The organism is Bradyrhizobium ingae, assembly GCF_055791185.1.
Genome location: NZ_JBVUBB010000013.1, coordinates 147,312 through 164,263, shown reverse-complemented (window position 1 = coordinate 164,263; position 16,952 = coordinate 147,312). Strand labels below are relative to the sequence as shown.

The window sequence follows — 16,952 nt, the reverse complement described above, 5'->3', positions numbered from 1 at the left end:
CGCGCCATGCCTTTCAAATTCATCCACCTCACCGACACGCATCTTGCGGGCCCGGGCCTGAAACTCTATGGCCTCGACCCGCGCACCCGGCTCGACGCCGCCATCGCTGACATCAACACGCACCATTCCGATGCCGCCTTCGCGGTCGTGACCGGCGATCTCACCCACTGGGGTGATGCCGAGGCTTATGCGGATTTCGCCGCTGCGATGGCCCCGCTCAGGATCCCCTACATTGCAATGGTGGGTAATCACGACCGGCGCATCGCCTGCCTTGACGGGCTCAAGGCCGCGCCCCGCGATCCAAACGGTTTCGTGCAGGGCACGCGGACCACAGATCACGGACTGTTCGTCTTTCTCGATACGCTAGACGAGACCAGCGACGCCGGCGAGATGTGCGCCAAGCGCCTCGGCTGGCTGGCGGACACGCTTGCCAAAGCGCCCGGTGACGCGCCGTTCGTGTTCTTCATGCATCATCCGCCGTTCCCGGTCGGCGTCCACGCGATGGACGAGATCGCGCTGAAGCAGAGCGCTGAATTTGCCGAGGTGATCGCGCCCTATCGTTCCCGCATCCGCCACCTCTTCTTCGGCCATGTGCACCGGCCGATCTCGGGCAGCTACGGCAAGATCCCCTTCTCCACCCTGCGCGGCACCAACCACCAGGTCTGGTTCGAGCTCGACGCGAACAAGCCGCATCTCGCAAGCCACGAGCCGCCGGCCTATGGCGTGGTGCTGGTCGACCAGGAGAACCTGGTCGTGCACAGCCACGACTTCCTCGACACGAGCTTGCGTTTCCCCTTCTCCCCACCAGAGGGAATGGACGATCGCGACTATGCACTCAACTTTCCGGCGCGGTGAGATGAGCCTGGCCGAACCCGCGGCTTTTCCGGTCGCGGCGCCCGCATCGCCACGCCTTCCCATGGCGAGGCGGGTGTCCGCCCGGTTCAAAGCGTCGCTGCCGGCCTATCTGCTACTGTTGCCCTCACTCATTTTCCTCGCGGCCTTCACCTATGGCGCTGTGGGACGGGTGATCGTCGACGCGCTCTATCAGCGCGCCACGCCGCGGGCGCCGAGCCGCTTCGTCGGCCTGGACAATCTGGCAGCCGTGCTCGCCGACCCCGCCTTCACGGGCGCGGTCATCAACAACCTGATCTATGCCGTCGGCACCGTGGTCCCGAGCATGGCGCTCGCCTTTCTCTTTGCGCTGGCGCTGTCGCGCACCAATGCGGTGACGAGTGCGCTGCGCGCCGCGCTGTTCCTGCCGGTGCTGATCCCGATGGTCGCCGCATCCGCGCTGTTCCTGTTCATCTTCCTGCCCAATGTCGGGCTGCTCGACCACTATATCGGCCGCCTGCTCCCGGTGCTGCCCAACTGGCTCGGCGATCCCGACGTCGCGCTGATCGCGATCATGGTGATCACGATCTGGAAGAACGCCGGCTACTACATGCTATTCTTCCTCGCAGGCCTCCAGGCCGTGCCGGAAGACGCGATGGAAGCCTCCTATCTCGACGGCGCGGGCCCCTGGCAGCGCCTGCGCTACATCATCCTGCCGGAGCTTAAGCCCACCTTCCTGTTCGTCACCGTGATTGCCGGCCTCAATGCCGTGACGCAGGTCGACCACGTCTTCGTCATGACCCAGGGCGGACCGTCGAACGCGACCAATCTCGTGCTGTTCTACATCTATGAGCAAGCGGTCGAGCACTACGACGTGGGCAAGGCATCGGCAGCGACGCTGCTCTCGCTCGGCGTGCTGATGGGGCTGACCGCGCTGTCCTTCCGCACGCTTGCGAACCGGGAGGGCGGGCCATGAAGCTCTTCAAGGGATCGTTCACGGACGCCCCGCTCGCCACCCGAAACGAGATCACGCCAAAGCTCGGATTTGCGCTTGTTGTGCTGCTCGCGCTGGTCTGGCTGATCCCGTTCCTGTGGATGGTGGTGGCGACGCTCCGCCCCGCTTCCGACGGCATCAACGCCATGGCCGAGCTGATACCGAGCCTGAAGCCCACGCTCGACAATATCAAGGACGCGTGGGACATCGGCGACTTCCCGCGCTACTTCCTCAACACCACGATCATCTGCACCGGCATTCTGCTGGTGCAATTCGTCACCGTTACGCTCGCAGGCTTCGCCTTTGCGCGGCTCTCCTTCGCGGGAAAGTCGCTGATCTTCTATCTCTTCCTGCTCCAGTTCATGCTGGTGCCGGTGCTGCTCATTGTGCCCAACCTGACGTTGGTGGCCAAGCTCGGCCTCTACGACACGCTGACCGGCGTGATGATGCCGTTCTTCGCCTCGGCCTTCGGCACCTTCCTGATGCGCCAGGCCTTCGAGGCGATTCCGACCGAGCTCGAGGATGCAGCCCTCATCGACGGCGCCGGCGTGCTCGCGCGCATCCGCCACATCTACGTACCGCTGTCGCTGCCGAGCTTTTCAGCGTTTGCGATCGTCTCGGTCACCAGCCACTGGAACGACTTCCTCTGGCCGCTGATGGTCATCAACTCGCCGGACAAACGCCCGCTCACGGTCGGGCTCTCCGTCTTCACCAAGACCGCCGAAGGCACACAGGCCTGGGGCACGATTGCCGCCGGCACCTTGATCGTGATCGCCCCGCTGCTCGTCACCTTCCTGATCTTCCAGAAGCGCTTCATCAGCTCTTTCGTCACCTCAGGCATCAAGTAGGAGATTTTCGATGCTGCTCTCCCGCCGGCTTGCGCTCGGCCTCACCATCGCTGGCGCCCTCGCCTTTCCGGCCTTTGCCGAAGGCCCGACCGAGATCGACCTGTTCTTCCCCGTCCCCGTGGACGGCAAGCTCGCTCGCGACATGGGCACGATGATCAAGGAGTTCAACGAGACTCATCCCGGCATCAAGACGACCGCGGTCTATACCGGCTCCTATGACGACACGCTGATCAAGACGCGCGCCGCGATCAAGGCCGGCAAGCCGCCGGCGGCCGTGATCATGTCGGCGAATTTCCTCCTGGACATGCAGATCGAGAACGAACTCACCAATCTCGATTCCCTGATCGCCGCTGATGGCACCACGAAAGCGCAATTCCTCGGCCAGTTCTTCCCTGCGCTGCACGGCAATGCCGTGATCAACCGCTCGGTCTATGGTGTGCCGTTCCACAACTCGACGCCGCTGCTCTACATCAATGCCGAGCACGCCAAGGAAGTGGGTCTCGATCCCGACAAGCCGCCGCAGACCTGGGCCGAGGTCACCGACTGGGCCAAGAAGCTGACCAAGCGCGAGGGCGACAAGGTCACGCGCTGGGGCATCGAAATTCCCTGCGCCTATGACTATTGCGGCTGGATGATGGAGACGCTCACCATGTCCAACGGCGGGCGCTACTACAACGAGGAGTTCGGCGGCGAAGTCTATTACGACACGCCCTCGATGCTCGGCGCGCTCTCCTGGTGGAACGACCTCATCGCCAAGCACAAGGTGCATCCGCCGGGTGCAACGCCAGGTCCGGCCGTGAGCACCGCCTTCATCTCCGGCAACGCTTCGATGATGATGCTCTCGACCGGCTCGCTCACTTACGTGCGCGACAACGCCAAGTTCCCCTACAAGGTCGCCTTCATCCCGCGCAACGTCCGCAATGCCGTGCCGATCGGCGGCGCGTCGCTGATCATTCCGGCAGGTCTCGAGGCCGACAAGCAGAAGGCCGCCTGGACGCTGATCAAGTGGATGACGTCGCCGGAGAAGAGCGGCTGGTGGAGCCGCGCTACCGGCTATTTCGCCCCGAACATGGCCGCCTACAAGACGCCGGAGATGGTCGACTTCCTCGGCAAGAATCCGGACGCGAAGACCGCGGTCGACCAACTCGAGGTCGCAAAGCCTTGGTTCGCGACCTACAAGACCGTGCCTGTCCGCAAGACCCTCGAAGACGAGGTCATGCTGGTCCTGAACGGCAAGAAGCAGCCGAAGGATGCGCTCGTCGCCGCGCAGAAGGCCGCCGACGAGCTGCTCAAGCCCTACAACGCCGAGACGGCGCTGAAGCTGCCTTAAATCTCGGCGAGCACGACGGAGAAGACGTCGGCGCCCCAGGATCTGGGGCGCCGAACTGATTCCGGGGTCCCGGCAAGAGCCGGTCTCGAGCCCTGAGCACCTGTGCGCGGTCGAGCGAACCTGACCACCGATTTCCCAAAACTTCCGATATCTCTTCCCGCAAATTCCTTTCCTGCTGGCGCCCGCCCGTTTTGGCCCATATCGTGCTAGCGGCAGGTTGCCGCACGCGAACCTCCCTACGTTGGAAGGGCACCAACTGCTCGCGGCAGCAGGATGGGAAATTCGTTAAGGCATGGAAGAGTACACAGACGGCGGCATCCCACATTCGGTCCTCGACACGCGTGGTCTTCCCGGAAAGCTAGGGTTCACCCTCTGGCAGGAGCACCTCAGCCGCCACTACGACCTGCGCGCGCAGAAAGAATATCCGCAGGCCTTCGACGTCCGCGCGAACTTTTGGCGCCTCGGCAACGTTCTCCTCAGCGATTTTCAGGTGCCTTCCCAGGACTGGAGCCGCTCCCGCGCCTGCATCGGGCGCGACGGGATGGACCTGTTCATGGTGCAGCTCTATCGCAAAGGCTGGAACGGCCCTCGCGACAGCGGGGTGACGGCCCGCGCCGGCGACATCCTGATCTTCGACATGGCGCAGCCAACGGACAGGCGTGGCGGTGACAACGACGCGCTCACCCTGTTCCTGCCGCGCAGTCTGCTCGGCCCGCATCTCAAGTCGCCCGATGAACACAGTCTGCAACTCCTGCCATCGCGCGACCCGCTCACCGCCCTTCTCCGCGAACATCTCGTAGGCGTTCACGCACGCTTGCCTGAAATGTCGCTTGGCCAGGCTCAAGCAGTCATCCCCGCCACCGTTCAATTGACTGCCGCGGCCCTCAACGGCACGGTTCGCGACGAACAGGCCAGCGACGTGCGGATGGCGATGTCCGAGCGGATCTGCTCCTACATCGACGCCCATATCCTCGCCCCCGACCTCAATCCGGAGACCATCGCCGGTCGCTTCGGCATGACACGGCGCAACCTCGGCTATCTCTTCGAATCCCAGGGCGGCGTTGCCGCCTATATCCGGCAAAAGCGCCTGTCGATGATCCGTGCGGCGTTGAGCCATCCGTCGCGCAAGGGGCAGTCGATCGAGGCCATCGCCGAAGCTCATGGTTTCAATCACTACCGCAGCTTTGCCCTCGCGTTTCAGCGGCAGTTTGGCGTCGCGCCACGCGAGGTGCGCGTGCGGAGGCTCGAAGGCCAAGCCCTGTCGTCGACGTCGGACGACAAGCTCGCGGAGTGGACGCACTGGCTCAGGAGCATGACGTGACGGGCTGGCTTCGCGGCGCCCGCGCCTTCACTCCCGAGCTTTCCGGTTTCACTTCCTGCAATTTCCGATTTGTTATCTTGGCTTACCTCGCCCCATATCGTGCCGACAGCGGCGATGCTCCGTTAGATCCGGATTCAATCGAAAAGGCACTCTCCATTCGCGCGGTGGATTGGGATTTCGTTCAGGCATGACAGAGCACACCGACGGCGGCATCCCCTTTTCGGTACTCGACACGCGCGGCCTTTCGGGAAGGCAGGCTTTCACCATCTGGCAGGAGCACCTGAACCGTCACTACGACTTCCGCGCGCCGAAGGGATATCCGGAGACCTTCGACGTCCGCGTGGATTGCTGGAATCTCGGCAATGTTCTGCTCGGCAATTTTCAGTTCCCTGCCCAGGATTACAGCCGCTCCCGCACCTGCATCGGACGCGATGGAGTCGACATGTTCATGGTGCAGCTCTATCGCAAAGGCCGGAACGGCCCGCGCGACAGCGGGGCGACGGCCAACGCCGGCGACATCATGGTCGTCGACACGGCGCAGCCCTCGGACAGACGCGGCAGCGACAGCGAAGCACTGGCCCTGTTCCTGCCGCGCAGCCTGCTCGGCCCACTTCTCAACGCGCCCGACGAACACAATCAGCAACTCTTGCCGCCGCGCGACCCGCTCACCGCCCTTCTCCGCGATCATCTCGAAGGCCTTCACGCACGCTTGCCCGAGATGTCGCTCGAGCAAGCACAAGCGATCATCCCTGCCACCGTGCAATTGGCCGCCGCGGCGCTCAACGGCAGGGTTCGCGAGGACCAAGCCAGCGCCGTGCGGATGGCGGCGACCCAGCGGATATGCTCCTACATCGACGCCCATGTCCTCGCTGCCGACCTCAGTCCGGAGGCGATCGCCGGCCACTTCGGCATGACACGGCGCAACCTCGGCTATCTCTTCGAATCCCACGGTGGCGTTGCCGCTCACATCCGGCGAAGGCGTCTGTCGATGATCCGTGCGGCATTGACTCAACCGTCGCACAAGGGCCAGTCGATCGAGGCCATCGCCGAAGCGCATGGTTTCAATCACTACCGCAGTTTTTCTCTCGCCTTTCAGCGGCAGTTTGGTGTCACGCCACGTGAAGTGCGCATGCTCGGACTCCAGCGCCAAGCTCTATCGTCAAGATCGAACGACAAGCTCGCGGAATGGGTATACTGGGCCAGGAGCATGACGTGACGGGAAGGCGAGCCTTCGGGACGCGGACCGGCTCAATCGGAATGGTTCGCGCAGCGGATTGGGACTTCGCGCAGCCATGACAGAGCACTCAGATAGCGGCATCCCCCATTCCGTGCTCGACACGCGCGGCCTCCCGGGAAAGCAGGCATTCACCCTCTGGCAAGAGCACGTAAGCCGCCACTATGACCTGCGGACGCAAAAGGAATATCCGCAGGCCTTCGACGTCCGCGCGAACTTTTGGCACCTGGGCAACGTTCTCCTCAGCGATTTTCAGGTACCTTCGCAGGACTGGAGCCGCTCCCGCGCCTGCATCGGACGCGACGGGACGGACCTATTCATACTGCAGCTCTATCGCAAAGGCTGGAATGGCCCGCGCGACAGCGGGACGACAGCCCGCGCCGGCGATATCCTGATCTTCGACATGGCGCAGCCGACGGACAGGCGTAGCGGCGACTGCGAAGCGCTCACCCTGTTCCTGCCGCGCAGTCTGCTCGGCCCGTATCTCAAGGCGCCCGATGAACACAATGAGCAACTGTTGCTATCGCGCGACCCGCTTGCCGCCCTTCTCCGCAATCATCTCGTGGACCTTCACGCACGTTTGCCTGAGATGTCGCTTGAGCAGGCTCAAGCGGTCCTCGCCGCCACGGTGCAATTGACCGCCGCGGCCCTCAACGGCACCGTTCGCGAGGAACAGGCCAGCAGCGTGCGGATGGCGATGACCGAACGGATCTGCTCCTACATCAATGCCCATATCCTCGCCCCTGACCTCAATCCGGAGAGGATCGCCGGCCGCTTCGGCATGACGCGGCGCAATCTCGGCTATCTCTTCGAATCCCAGGGCGGCGTTGCCGCCTACATCCGGCGAAGACGCCTGTCGATGATACGTGCGGCGTTGAGTCATCCCTCGCATAAAGGCCAGTCGATCGAGACTATCGCCGAAGCGCATGGATTTAATCACTATCGCAGCTTTGCCCTCGCCTTTCAGCGACAGTTTGGTCTCACACCACGCGAGGTTCGCGCACTGGCGCACGAGGGCCATGCGCTGCCGTCAGTGCCCGACAGCAGGCTGGCGGACTGGACGCATTGGATCAGAGGCTTGAGGTGAGTTGGCGACCGAACGGCTCCCGCGCCAACCTTGCTGGCGGCCGAACGGCCGCGCAGCGATACGCCTATAGCGACATGAATCGAAACGGTTATGTTCGCAACGCCACGCGCACGATCGCTAGCTTCTGCTGCGCTCACGCGGCCATGATTCTTCGGTAGCTCTGCAGTGAGCAGGCACGCCGTCGTCTTGCTTTAATTTCCTGTTTTGCGTCGCTGATCCAGTTTTCGACGGGAGCCAGCCAGTAGGGCGGGATCGACTTCTATCACACCTCGTCGAATTACGTATTTTCTTCCCAATTCGCAGGTAACGGCGACATCACCCAGTCCGCCGGCGTCACGCAACCGACCGCGACAGCAGCGGTTCACAGGCAGGGTCTGGGTCATCGGCGGCACACAGGTGGTCACCGGTTCGATCGTCAATGCCCTAAAGTTCTACGTTCCCTATGGTACGCTCGCCGGCAACGGCACGATCGGCAGTTCTGTCGACGTCCATGGCAGCACCTGGCAGGACATCACCACTGATCGCACCGTGACCGTCGCGGGCATCGATCGCCTGCATGCCAACTTCAAAGCCGATGCCTATTCGGGGCGCGTTGAAGGCGGCTATCGCGTGGTTGCCCCATGGACGGGCGGCATCGGCATCACGCCCTATGCAGCGGCGCAGGTCACGATGTTCGATTTGCCTGGTTATGCCGAAACCGTCCTGGTCGGCACTGGCACCTCCGCCCTCGCCTACGCGGCGAAGAACGTCACGGATGCCCGTAGCGAGCTCGGCGTGCGCACGGACAAGTCATTCGCCGCGCAGGACGGCGTCCTCACATTGCGCGGGCGCTTCGCCTGGGCCCACGACTTCAACCCGGATCGTTCTGGCTGCAACGTTCCAGACGTTGCCCGGTGCAAGCTTCGTCGTGAACAGCGCCGCGCAGGCGGCGGATGCTGCGCTGGTCACGGCGGCGGCGGAGAAAAAGTGGCTGAACGGCTGGGCAGCCGCAGCGACGTTCGAGGGCGAGTTCTCGAACGTGACCCGGTCCTATGCCGGCAAGGGAGTGGTTCGGTATCAGTGGTGACCGGGGTGCCGCGCGAGGGGCTCGCGCATGATCTGTCTCGTTCCTCTCGGTGGACAGGCAGGCGTTTTCCCGCGCTTTCCAGTTTCGCTTCCTGATTTTTCCGATTTCGCGACAGCTCGCCGTTTGGCCTGTTCATCCTGCGCGCGCTTCGGCAAGACCATATGAGGGGCATCTGAATCGATCATGCCAAACAGATTGGGGTTGGGATTTGAAATGAAAAAGCTTCTGCTCGCTCTGGGCGCGGTCACGGCAATGACCGGATCGGCCTCGGCGGCCGACCTTGCGGCCCGGCCCTATGTGAAAGCGCCGGCGCCCGTCGCTGCGCCAAGCTGGACCGGATTCTATGTGTTCGGTGGCGGCGGCGGCGGCCTGTGGGCTGCCGACACCAACGTTGTCAGCTCTGGAATTGATCCCGTTACCTATGGACCGGCAGGCACCGTGCTATCGCAAAACCAGCGCCTCGGCGGCAGCGGCTGGTTCGGCACGGTTGGCGCGGGTTACGATTGGCAGTTCAATGGCAGCTGGGTGGCAGGCGTCTTTGCCGACGGACAGTTCGGCAACATCAGCGGTTCGATCGCGGACCCGTGGTCCGACTTTTTTCCAGCAGGACGTGAAAAGCTTCGCGCGAGTTATGCGGCGGGCGTGCGACTCGGCAGTTTGGTCGCACCGAATGTTCTTTCCTACGTCAACGCGGGCTATTCCGGCTCTGATTGGTCAGCTGCCACGCTCTCGGATCCATTCACTACTGGTCGCTTCGCTGGCGTCCCAATGCTAACCACGCCGTCCTTCCATCGAGATGGTTGGTTCGTCGGCGGTGGCGTGGAAAACAGCCTGAACATCTTCGGCATTTCGGCGCCTGGCTGGTTCATGAAGACCGAATATCGGACCGCCTATTACGCTCGCGCGACGCTTCCCGAGACGTTCGTTCCCGCTGGCGGCGGCGGCCCCGCCGTCGCGGCGATGACTTTCAAGCCGTGGGTACAGACCATCAGCACCTCGCTGGTCTACCGCTTCAACTCGACGGGAGCGGTTGCGGCCGCGGATTCGGCTCCAAGGCTGTATGCGAAGGCCGCTGCTGCGAACTGGGCGCCGCATTGGACCGGGTTCTACGCCTTCGGCGGCGGCGGCGGCGGCCTCTGGAATGCCGACAGCAACGCCGTCGCCTCGCCGGCTGCAGCTCCCTTCTTTGCTTTAGGCACGCCCTTCACGCGCGACCAGCGAATGGGCGGCAGTGGCTGGTTCGGCACCGTCGGCGCCGGCTACGACTGGCAGTATGGCGGCAACTGGGTTGCCGGTGTTTTCGCTGACGGGCAGTTCGGAGACGTCAGCGGCTCGCTCGGCACGCCGGAGATGCCAGATACGCTGGGTACCGAGAAACTACGTACCAGCTACGCCGCCGGTGTCAGGCTGGGTTATCTGGTCGCGCCGAATGTCCTTTCCTATGTCAACGCGGGTTACTCGGGGTCCGAATGGTCGGGAACGACTCAGAATTTCATTGGTCTCCCGATCGCATATGCCACAACACCCTCTTTCCGTCGTGACGGCTGGTTTGTGGGCGGAGGCGTCGAGAACAGCCTGAATATTTTCGGCATCTCCGCGCCGGGCTGGTTCATGAAGACCGAATACCGGTCTGCGTTCTACGACCGGATCGCCCTCCCGCAGACGCGGGTGCCGGCGTTCGGCGGCAGTGACCCGGGCGTTGCGATCACCTTCAAGCCGTGGGTCCAGACCATCAGCACCTCGTTGGTCTATCGCTTCAACTCGGATGGCGCGGTGGTCGCGAAGTACTGATCCGATCTGCGTCTCGAACATCAAAGCCCCGGCATCGCCCGGGGCTTTTTCGTTGGGGAGTCAACACTGTGCGGCCCTGCGTTAACCTCCCGTCCACCATCCGGCCCGGCCTTCCGCCGGTAACCACGACAATTAACAGACCCTCAATTTCCCCCCGACAAGTCTAACGATCTATCGGGGAGACCTGCCGTGGATCTGTTGGTTTTCGAGTTTCTGGGACTGGCGATGCTCGCCATGTGCGTGGTCGTGGCGGCAGTGCCGTGCGGGCGGAAGCCGTCGCAGCGGATCCGGTACGAGTAGGATTTCGCCTCCGCGCCCCCGCGGATTGGCCCATCGGCGGTCGGCATCGGCGATTCCGGCCGAAATCAAGCCTCGAATTCGCTCCAACCCCCTTGACATCACAGCGCTTTCGGCAGAACGGCTGATGTACGTGTCATGGGCCGTTCATGGATCTGATTACCACCACCGCTGACCTTGCCGCTGCCTGCAGCCGGCTGGCTGAGCACCCCGTCATTACCGTCGATACCGAGTTTCTGCGCGAGACCACCTACTACCCGCTCCTATGCGTGGTTCAGATGGCGAGCCCGCAGGAGGCCGTGGTCATTGATGCGCTGGCCGAGGGCATCGACCTCAAACCCTTCTTCGAGCTGATGGGCAACGAGGAGGTCCTGAAGGTCTTCCACGCCGCCCGCCAGGACATCGAGATCATCTGGCATCAGGCCAACATCATCCCGCATCCGGTGTTCGACACCCAGGTTGCGGCGATGGTGCTCGGCTATGGCGACAGCATCGCCTACGACCAACTCGTGGAGAAGGTCACCGGCCACCGGCCGGACAAGACCCATCGCTTCACCGACTGGTCGCGCCGGCCACTGACGAAGGAGCAGATGCACTATGCGGTATCCGACGTCACGCATCTGCGCGAGGTGTTTGCCGCGCTCGACGCCGACCTGAAGAAGCGCCGCCGCAGCGAATGGGTCTCCATCGAGATGGAGATCCTGACCTCGCCTCGTACCTACGACTTCCACCCCGAGCGCGCCTGGGAGCGGCTGAAGACGCGGGTCCGCAAGCCAAAGGATCTGGCGGTGCTGATGGAGATCGCGGCGTGGCGCGAGCAGGAAGCCCAAAGCCGCGACGTGCCGCGCGGCCGCGTGCTGCGGGACGAGGCGATCAGCGACATCGCGACCCACGCGCCGACCACGCTGGAGAAGCTCGCGCATCTGCGCTCGGTGCCTAAGGGTTTTGAGAAATCCAGATGGGGATCGGACATCGTCGCGGCGGTCGAGCGCGGGCTGGCGCGCGACCTCTCGAAGCTGCCGAAGCTGGAGAAGCCGCGCAACAATTCCAACGGCGCTGCGATCGTCGAGCTGCTGAAGGTGTTGCTGCGGATGACCGCGGAGCGCCATGCGGTGGCGAGCAAGGTGATCGCGACCGTCGACGATCTCGAAGAGATCGCAGCCGACGACGAAGCCGACGTGCCTGCGCTGCGGGGCTGGCGGCGCGAGCTGTTCGGCGACGCCGCCCTGAAGCTGAAGCACGGCCAGCTCGCGCTTGCGATTGACAAGGGCCGTGTGGTTGGGGTCACCCGGGCGTAGCGGCCCGCAATCGCTCCCCAATGTCGTCCTGGCGCAAGCCAGGACCTATTACCCCCCAGCGAGGAGTTTGGCGAAGACTCGTCGTTTGGTACTCCTGCCTTCCGCTATCGATACATCACGCGGTATGGGTCCTGGCTTGCGCCAGGACGACACCGAGGATGCGATCAGCGGCGTTCCCCTACGCCGGCGTGAGATTCGCCGCCTCCGCCTTCATATCGTCCAGCACGCCCGCGATGGTGCCGACCAGCTCATCGATCTGGGCCTTCGTGACGATCAGCGGCGGGCAGATGGCGATGGCGTCGAGCATGTTGCGCGAAATGACGCCGCGCTCCTGGAGCATGCGCGCCGCGATGCCGCCGACGGCGCCGGGCGTGCTGGCGGCCGTCTTGCGCTGCTTGTCGAGCACGAGTTCGATCGCAGCGATCATGCCGACGCCGCGGACCTCGCCGACGAGCGGATGGCCTGAAAGCTCGCGCAGCCGCGCCTGCAGATGGGCTCCCGTCTCCGCGGCATGCGCAACCAGGCCGCGCTCCTTGATGATCTTGAGGTTTTCCAGCGCCACCGCCGCACCGACCGGATGACCGCCCGCCGTGAAGCCGTGGCCGAGAACGCCGATCTTGTTGCTCTCGTCCGCGATCGGCTCGAACATCCGGTCATTCATCAGGACTGCCGAGAACGGGAAATAACTCGAGGTGATCTGCTTGGAGACGACAATGGCATCGGGCTTGATGTTATAGGTGTCGCAGCCGAACATCTTGCCGGTGCGGCCGAAGCCGCAGATGACCTCGTCGGCCACGAGCAGGATGTCATACTTCTTCAGGACCTGCTGGACCTTGTCCCAATAGGTCGCGGGCGGAACGATCACGCCGCCTGCCCCCATCACCGGCTCGCCGAAGAAGGCCGCGATGGTGTCCGGACCTTCCTTCACGATCAGCGCTTCCAGCTCCTCGGCGCGCCGTGCCGCAAAGGCTTCCTCGCTCTCGCCGGCTTGAGCGTCCTTGTAGAAGTGCGGCGAGCCCGTGTGCAGGATATTCGGCAACGGAAGATCGAAGGAGCGGTGATTGTTCGGCAGGCCCGTGAGGCTTGCGGAGGCGATCGTGACGCCGTGATAAGCACGCATGCGGCTGATCACCTTCTTGCGCTGCGGCTGACCGAGGGCATTCGATCGATAAGCGATCAGCTTCAGCACCGTGTCGTTGGCCTCCGAGCCGGAGTTGGTGAAGAACACCTTGCTCATCGGCACCGGCGCGAGGGCGACGAGTCTCTCGGCGAGATCGATCGAGGGCCCGTGCGATTTCGCGGAGAACACGTGGTAGAACGGCAGGGCCTGCATCTGCCGGTACGCGGCCTCGACCAGCCGCTTCTCGTTGAAGCCGAGACCCACGCTCCACAGGCCGGCCATCGCCTCGAAATAGCGCTTGCCCGCGGCGTCGAAGACATAGGGCCCCTCGCCACGCTCGATCACCAGCGGACCGTTCTGCTGATGGGTGCGTGCGTTGGTGTAGGGATGCAGCTGGTAGGCAACATCCCGGGCTTCTTGCGAGTTGGGCAGCATGGTCATCACATCATTCCTTCAGCCTTCGGCGCGCGCCGAAACGGAGCTCGCCTGTCGACGGCGTCGTCAATTGGCTATTGCGGCACGGCACAACTTGCAACGCCAATCCGTCGGCGGCAAACGCCCAGCAGCATTGCAGGAAACAGGTGAAACACCAGTTCAGGCGGCCCCGTCATCGTCGCCGCCATCCGAGGCAGCGGCGGCCTCCTCGCGTACCTCGACGAGTGCCATCGAGAGCAGATAGACGGTCGTCGACAGCCCGAGCCGGCGCGCCGTTTCAAGGGCGCGCGACAGGTCGCCTAGCAGGCCTTCCAGCTCTTGCCCCCGGGACAATTTCGTCAATTACCCTCGTCGCGGGCCGCGCCCGTCTATACCGCGATGGCGCCGCTGGTCCTGATGAGCTCGGCGCTGGGGCGAATAGTAGCAAAATTACTGATCACGTTCACCACCGACTGCTTGTAGTCGGCTGCGTTGCCATGGCCCGGATGGCGGCAGGCGACAGCGTCGCCGACGACCTGGTAACGATGGCTCCGGTGAAACCCGTCGACCACGGTCGCCAAAATCGTCTCGTCGAGGGAGAACCCGAGCAGCACGCAGCGGATGTTCCGGACGTTCGCGGCGTAATCTGCGAACCGCGCGGAACTATATGCCGATGGCAGCGGATGCTCGAAAGTCATCTCTCCCGGGCGCGGCTTGAGCTCGCCAATCCAATCGGTCAGCTTGGATGCCGGATTGAACCAGGCGGCCTGCGCGATGCGCTTGAGGTGCATCACCGGCCAGAGATTGTCGCGCCACAGCGTCAACAACTCCAGGCAGCGCAAGGTCGTGGCGTCGCCATCGAGAATGACATGGCGACGCCCGGGTGTGAGATATTCGACCTGCAGATCGGCGCAAATCAGGATCGGCGGATCGTCGTGAATCAAGTCCGGCATCTTCTTGTTCGTAGCTGCACCAATTTCAGCGTTGTGCCATGGAGACGTTACGCAGCGGCGATGTCACCGCCCGTCCCGCTGAGGCATCGAGCACGCCCGGCCGATCCCAATCGCCCTCGGGACGGATGATCACGTAAGGATCGCTGTCCAGCGTGATCGCGTCGGGCCCCGGCTCGATCTCGAGCACCATCTCGGTATAGGAAAAATCGGAGAAGGTAATCTTGCGATTGTGGCCGAGCGGCTTGGCGCCGAAATGGGCCCAGAAGTCGACGAGCCGGTCCTGCGCCTGCCCATAGATCTTGCGGAAGCCCTTGCGCTTCACATAGTCGACGCTCGCCTGCACGAGCTTGAACGACACGCGCGAGCGCCGGTACTGGTGCCGCACCGCCAGCCGCTCGACCTTTGCGAATTCGCCGAAGAAGCGAACGCGCAGGCAGCCGGCGGGCTCGTTGCCGATGAAGCCGATGAAATGCGCGGCGACCAGATCATTGCCGTCGAACTCTTCCTCGAAAGGACAGTCCTGCTCGGCGAGATAGACCGCTGAACGGATGGCCGTGACCAGCATGAGGTCGCTGGGATCGCGCGCGATGCGGATCGTGATGGCGCGCGAGTCGGGTTTGGCGAAAGGAATTCTAGTGCCGTGCATCTGCAAGACTCCCTGCTTCGATCATCGCGCCCTGCCTGCGCATGGGCAGTCGATTCCATGGCCGCTCGTAACACCAGAGGTCGGGCTGGAAGCTCGCGATAGGCCGAAAACCCGTCGCTTTCATGATGTCGCGACCGGCCGCGGTCGACGGTTGCGCGAAACAATCGGCGCTTCGCAACCGCGGCTGCCGCAGATGCGCGGCCGCCCTGCCTAGACCGGCAATGCCGCGGCCGGTGGCTGCGATGGCCCAGATGTAGGTGGCCGAGACGTCTTCATTGCCAGATGCGAGATGCCGGATATCGGGCTCGGTCAGACATATCTCATCGAGCAGCAACGCATCGTGGCCGCGCTCATTCAGAAACAGAAAGGCCATGCCACCGACCAGCGCGCCGTTCCGCGTGAATGTCAGAAGGCATTGGGAATCGAAGGTGAAATAGCGTGCGAGCTCCTGCTCGCCAATCCGCACGCCGGGCACTAATCGGTGCGCCATCTCGGCAAGCGCGGCAATTTCGGAAAATTGCGCACAATGAACATCGACGTCCGCACTGAGCGGCAGCGCGTCAAATTCATGCCTTGCGGCAAACGAGCCCCTTTCCATACCCATCCTGCCCCTCTATCGTTTCGCCCCATCCCGTTAGGATGAGGAGCTTAGCGGGTAAGGAACAGGTGTATGCAGCAACTATTGCACCGGGGTGCTGCGATGACGCAGCACCGCAGCGATGAGTCCCTGGATGCATCCTGGGACGATTTGAAGCTGTTTTTAGCGTGCGCGAAATATAAAAGTTTCCGCAACGCCGCCGAGGAGCTCGGCCTTACCTCCACGACGCTGATGCGCCGCATCGACCGGCTCGAAGAGAGCATCGGCTGCAAGCTGTTTCTGCGTGACCAGAGCGGATTGACGCTGAGCGACGAAGGCACGGCGATGATCTCCGACGTCACATTGATGGAGCGTTATGCCTTCAATGTATTTCGCCGCGCCTCGCGTAGCTCGAGCGATGCGACGGGCACCGTGCGCGTCGCAGTCACTGAAGGGCCCGGCAATTTCTGGATCCTGCCGCGACTGATCGACTTTCAGAAGACCTATCGCAAGATCACCGTCGACCTGCGCTGCGCGATGGAGCAGGCCGATGTTGCGCGCCTGGAGTCCGATATCGCGATCCAGCTGGAGCCGCCGACCAATCCTGATCTGATCGTGGCCAAGCTTGGCCGGCTCCACATCTATCCCTTCGTCTCGAAGGATTACGAGAGTCTGCATGGCGTGCCGGGCACGCTTGCCGAATTGCACAAACACCGGATCGTCAAGCAGAGCGCGCCGCAGGTCGACGACACCGCCTATGCCCGCATCCTGGGACTCGAGTCGCTCGAGGGCATCGTCGGGATCAAGACCAACTCATCGGTCGGCGTGCTCTACGCGGTGGAACGCGGCGCCGGCATCGGCTTTCTGCCGACGGTATCGATCGCACTCGGCGCGCCGCTCGTCGCTGTCGATCTCGGCGTCAGTCACCACGCCGATCTCTGGCTCACCTATCACAAGGAATTCCGCGCCTCCGAGCGGCACAAGATCGTGGTCGAGTGGCTGAAGAAGATCTTCGATCCGCGCACCTATCCCTGCTTCCGCGACGAGTTCATCCATCCGAACGAGCTGGTACCGATGATGGAGGCGGCCCGGGAGAGCTTTGGCCTGACGGGCTATGTCGCGGCGACGCCGACGTGACGGGCGGC

Annotated in this window: 16 protein-coding genes and 1 pseudogene; 12 read left to right on the top strand and 5 right to left on the bottom strand. The window is 63.3% G+C overall.

Annotation, left to right across the window (positions count from 1 at the left end):
• The first annotated feature begins 6 nt into the window (after positions 1 to 6).
• The 11 genes and pseudogenes from ACV1FX_RS20710 (at position 7) to rnd (ending at position 12,097) form a co-directional block, all read left to right on the top strand.
• Positions 7 to 855 (top strand): phosphodiesterase, encoded by an 849-nt coding sequence (locus ACV1FX_RS20710; RefSeq protein ID WP_473119397.1) that lies wholly within the window; start codon positions 7 to 9, stop codon positions 853 to 855.
• 1 nt (position 856) lies between these two features.
• Positions 857 to 1,807 (top strand): carbohydrate ABC transporter permease, encoded by a 951-nt coding sequence (locus tag ACV1FX_RS20705; protein ID WP_473119396.1) that lies wholly within the window; start codon positions 857 to 859, stop codon positions 1,805 to 1,807.
• Positions 1,804 to 2,673, top strand: coding sequence for a carbohydrate ABC transporter permease (locus ACV1FX_RS20700; protein WP_473119395.1), 870 nt, complete (start codon positions 1,804 to 1,806; stop codon positions 2,671 to 2,673). The genes ACV1FX_RS20705 and ACV1FX_RS20700 overlap by 4 nt, the downstream gene beginning before the upstream one ends.
• A 10-nt stretch (positions 2,674 to 2,683) precedes the next feature.
• Entirely contained in the window at positions 2,684 to 4,003 is a 1,320-nt protein-coding gene (locus ACV1FX_RS20695) for an ABC transporter substrate-binding protein (RefSeq protein WP_473119394.1), read from the top strand.
• 292 nt (positions 4,004 to 4,295) lie between these two features.
• Positions 4,296 to 5,324, top strand: coding sequence for a helix-turn-helix domain-containing protein (locus tag ACV1FX_RS20690; protein ID WP_473119393.1), 1,029 nt, complete (start codon positions 4,296 to 4,298; stop codon positions 5,322 to 5,324).
• On the top strand, positions 5,321 to 5,515 hold the full coding sequence (locus ACV1FX_RS20685) for a hypothetical protein (protein ID WP_473119392.1): 195 nt from the start codon (positions 5,321 to 5,323) through the stop codon (positions 5,513 to 5,515). The genes ACV1FX_RS20690 and ACV1FX_RS20685 overlap by 4 nt, the downstream gene beginning before the upstream one ends.
• Entirely contained in the window at positions 5,512 to 6,540 is a 1,029-nt protein-coding gene (locus ACV1FX_RS20680) for a helix-turn-helix domain-containing protein (protein ID WP_473119391.1), read from the top strand. Before ACV1FX_RS20685 ends, ACV1FX_RS20680 begins: the two co-directional genes overlap by 4 nt.
• A 112-nt stretch (positions 6,541 to 6,652) precedes the next feature.
• Positions 6,653 to 7,645, top strand: a complete 993-nt coding sequence (locus tag ACV1FX_RS20675) for a helix-turn-helix domain-containing protein (RefSeq protein ID WP_473119390.1) — start codon at positions 6,653 to 6,655, stop codon at positions 7,643 to 7,645.
• Between the two features lie 501 nt (positions 7,646 to 8,146).
• Positions 8,147 to 8,711, top strand: a pseudogene (locus tag ACV1FX_RS20670) (autotransporter outer membrane beta-barrel domain-containing protein); the annotation flags it as partial.
• Positions 8,712 to 9,056: 345 nt separating this feature from the next.
• A complete protein-coding gene (locus tag ACV1FX_RS20665) occupies positions 9,057 to 10,502 on the top strand; it encodes an outer membrane protein (RefSeq protein WP_473119389.1) in 1,446 nt (481 codons plus the stop codon).
• Positions 10,503 to 10,948: 446 nt separating this feature from the next.
• On the top strand, positions 10,949 to 12,097 hold the full coding sequence (rnd, locus tag ACV1FX_RS20660) for a ribonuclease D (protein WP_473119388.1): 1,149 nt from the start codon (positions 10,949 to 10,951) through the stop codon (positions 12,095 to 12,097).
• A gap of 178 nt (positions 12,098 to 12,275) precedes the next feature.
• On the opposite strand, the gene ACV1FX_RS20655 is transcribed toward rnd, so the two are convergent.
• The 5 genes from ACV1FX_RS20655 to ACV1FX_RS20635 form a co-directional block, all read right to left on the bottom strand.
• On the bottom strand, positions 12,276 to 13,658 hold the full coding sequence (locus tag ACV1FX_RS20655) for an aspartate aminotransferase family protein (RefSeq protein WP_473119387.1): 1,383 nt from the start codon (positions 13,656 to 13,658) through the stop codon (positions 12,276 to 12,278).
• Between the two features lie 153 nt (positions 13,659 to 13,811).
• Positions 13,812 to 13,994 carry a hypothetical protein gene (locus tag ACV1FX_RS20650; protein WP_473119421.1) on the bottom strand — a complete coding sequence of 61 codons (183 nt, stop codon included), beginning with the start codon at positions 13,992 to 13,994 and terminating at the stop codon, positions 13,812 to 13,814.
• Positions 13,995 to 14,020: 26 nt separating this feature from the next.
• A complete protein-coding gene (locus tag ACV1FX_RS20645; RefSeq protein WP_473119386.1) occupies positions 14,021 to 14,584 on the bottom strand; it encodes an isochorismatase family protein in 564 nt (187 codons plus the stop codon).
• A gap of 25 nt (positions 14,585 to 14,609) precedes the next feature.
• On the bottom strand, positions 14,610 to 15,230 hold the full coding sequence (locus ACV1FX_RS20640; RefSeq protein WP_473119385.1) for a GNAT family N-acetyltransferase: 621 nt from the start codon (positions 15,228 to 15,230) through the stop codon (positions 14,610 to 14,612).
• Positions 15,217 to 15,834 carry a hypothetical protein gene (locus tag ACV1FX_RS20635; protein ID WP_473119384.1) on the bottom strand — a complete coding sequence of 206 codons (618 nt, stop codon included), beginning with the start codon at positions 15,832 to 15,834 and terminating at the stop codon, positions 15,217 to 15,219. Before ACV1FX_RS20635 ends, ACV1FX_RS20640 begins: the two co-directional genes overlap by 14 nt.
• Positions 15,835 to 15,900: 66 nt before the next feature.
• Between ACV1FX_RS20635 and ACV1FX_RS20630 the strand changes: the two genes are divergently transcribed.
• Positions 15,901 to 16,944: a LysR family transcriptional regulator gene (locus ACV1FX_RS20630; RefSeq protein WP_473119383.1), complete on the top strand. Its 1,044-nt coding sequence runs from the start codon at positions 15,901 to 15,903 to the stop codon at positions 16,942 to 16,944.
• Positions 16,945 to 16,952: the final 8 nt, after the last annotated feature.